This is a genomic window from Xenorhabdus sp. NBAII XenSa04 (genome assembly GCF_963866145.1).
GTDB classification, from domain to species: Bacteria; Pseudomonadota; Gammaproteobacteria; order Enterobacterales; family Enterobacteriaceae; genus Xenorhabdus; species Xenorhabdus indica.
Genome location: NZ_CAWMEB010000348.1, coordinates 1 through 1,904, shown reverse-complemented (window position 1 = coordinate 1,904; position 1,904 = coordinate 1). Strand labels below are relative to the sequence as shown.

Sequence of the window (1,904 nt, the reverse complement as noted above, 5' to 3'; positions counted from 1 at the left end):
GGGGCGCTTTTTGCAGACTGGCTCCACTGGAACAAAGGATGTTAATCATCTGGGAAATAAGGTTAACCCAATTGGTCCAAACAGAAGGCATCTAATGAATGATTAAATCTGACATCACCTATGAAAAAGGGCAATATGGTATTTTGGCCATTATACGCTCGGAATGGAATAAAAAAGTAGAAGAGGATATCTTAAGAAAAGGTTGTACCGAGATTGAGTTTAATCACGCAAAAGGTTGGAAACGGGGGGGGATGAACTCCCCTCACTTGAGGCATTTCCTGACCTTCTCGGAGTATCTGTTACAGAATTGAATATTGAATCTGTTGATTCAATCCATTCATTAAAAAAATTACGTTATTTAAAGATTTTTACATACTGTAACACTCCAATACGGTTTGAAAATTTTCCAGATCTTGAAAAATGCAGTATTGAATGGCGAAAAAAATCTGACAGCCTGTTTGAATGCCGAAAATTAAAAGATCTTTTTATTAATAAATACCCCTATGATGATTTAAAGCCACTGCAATTATTAACCAAACTTGAAATACTGGGTTTGCTGAACTCAAGGCTGAAATCTTTTGAAGGAATGGAATATCTAAAAAACATCAGGAGATTACGCATTGCCAATTTAAGGGGTTTAACGTCATTGGATGGTATAGAGCACCTATCAAAACTGGAACAGTTGGATATAAACACATGTAGAAAGATTACCCAAATCGAACCCAATCAGTTACATTTAAAATCATCCCAACTATGGGAATAATGCTTGCGTTTCATAAATGCGACCGCAGTCAAAGGGGGATTACGATCCAGCAATGGTGATAAGTCACCGTCAACAATATTGGTGGATTCATAAAAGAGAACCTTTTCAAGCTTTTTTAGGTTTCTTAAAGGCTTGAGGGATTCAATCTCATTGCAGTTATTGATAAAAACCTCTTTCAGGTTTTCAAGCGTTTCCAGTTGATTGATATGGGTAATCTTTCTGCACGTATTGATATCTAGATTTTCCAAATTTGATAAATGTTCTATACCATCAAGAGAAGTCAACCCCCTTAAGTTTGCTAGACTTAGGTATGTCATGTTTTTAAGGTGATCTATTCCATTCAGTGATTTAAGCTTGGAGTTATAAATCCTCAATGTTTTAAGATTGGTTAATAATTGTAGCGGTTTGAAATTATCATAAGGGTATTTATTAATAAAAAGATCTTTTAATTTTCGGCATTCAAACAGGGAGTCTGATTTTTTTCGCCATTCAAGGCCACATCTTTCAAGATCAGGAAAATTTTCAAACCGTATCGGTGTATTACAATAGGTGTCGATACCTAGAGACCTTAATCGTTTCAAAACATGGATTGAATCAATCGATTTGATATTAAATCCTAGGATATCTATTCCAAGCAGATCAGGAAATGCATCCAGCGGGGGGAGTTCACTCCCCTGCCATCCTTTTGCAGAATTAAACTCAATCTCGGTGCAGCCTTTTCTTAATATGTCCTCTTCTATTGTTTTATTCCATTCTGAGCGAACTACGGCTAAAGTGCCATAGTTACCGTCTTCATATTTAACATCAGATTTTATCATGGAAGAAGATGCTCCCTCTTTGGACCAATTGGATTGACCTTATTCTCAAGATTTCCACTCTTAATACCACCAAGCTCCTTTATTCTTGACTGTTCTGCAATCTCCCTTTGCAGTTTTCCTCCTGAAACAGGCGTTGTTGTAACTGGGGTGCCAGCCGGTAGCTTACCGGAACGTAAATGCTGTTCAAGGCGTTTTGGAATATTGGATGACTGGCCGACATATGTTTTACCAGATTTACCAATAAACTCGTAGATACCCTGCGTTCCACGTTCAACGATTGGTGAGCTTACTATCGCCTTCCCGCCTTTTCCAAGCGCTTTTCC

3 protein-coding genes are annotated in these 1,904 nt (G+C 37.7%); 1 reads left to right on the top strand and 2 read right to left on the bottom strand.

The genetic code is table 11. The features are described 5' to 3' along the window. Positions 1-235: 235 nt before the first annotated feature. On the top strand, positions 236-763 hold the full coding sequence (locus AAC147_RS12190; protein ID WP_156115474.1) for a hypothetical protein: 528 nt from the start codon (positions 236-238) through the stop codon (positions 761-763). Here AAC147_RS12190 and AAC147_RS12185 read toward each other — a convergent pair. Further along, positions 727-1,581 (bottom strand): leucine-rich repeat domain-containing protein, encoded by an 855-nt coding sequence (locus AAC147_RS12185; protein ID WP_047686731.1) that lies wholly within the window; start codon positions 1,579-1,581, stop codon positions 727-729. The genes AAC147_RS12190 and AAC147_RS12185 overlap by 37 nt on opposite strands. Further along, positions 1,578-1,904: GIY-YIG nuclease family protein (locus tag AAC147_RS12180; RefSeq protein ID WP_047686728.1), on the bottom strand; the 327-nt coding region annotated here is incomplete at its 5' end. The genes AAC147_RS12185 and AAC147_RS12180, both read right to left, overlap by 4 nt.